This is a genomic window from Halorubrum sp. SP3 (assembly GCF_005435195.1).
Classification (GTDB): domain Archaea; phylum Halobacteriota; class Halobacteria; order Halobacteriales; family Haloferacaceae; genus Halorubrum; species Halorubrum sodomense.
Window position 1 is genome coordinate 1 of record NZ_SGTU01000113.1, and the last position, 418, is coordinate 418.

1 protein-coding gene is annotated in these 418 nt (G+C 53.3%); it reads right to left on the reverse strand.

The window, feature by feature from the left end; genetic code table 11:
• A partial coding sequence (locus EXE42_RS15705) for a PAS domain-containing protein (protein ID WP_137706928.1) occupies positions 1-418 on the reverse strand: 418 nt, incomplete at both ends.

The window sequence follows — 418 nt, forward strand, 5'->3', positions numbered from 1 at the left end:
TTTAAGAACTGCGACGCCATCAGCCGCTTGTTCAATAGCCTGCTGGAAGAGTTTGAGCTCACGCTGTTGACGTCGTTGCTCGGTCTCGTCGCGAGCAGTACACACAATCCGACCATCATCGATCAGAGTTAGGGAGATTTCAGTCGGGAAAGTCGTTCCGTCCGGACGTTGACCTGTGACCTGTCCGCGCCAGTAACCGTCGGACTCAACTGCTGGGAGGGCTTCTGCTTCGAGCCGAGAAATCTCAGAATCGTCGTACAGCGTGTGCCACGTTGACCCAATTAACTGGTCTTTGTTGTCGAACCCATACATCTCGACATGAGTGTCATCAACATAGACGTACTCCTCGTCGTCCAGAATAGCGACGCCATCAGCACCTTGCTCAATTGCCCTTTGAAACGAGGCCAACTGCCGCTCT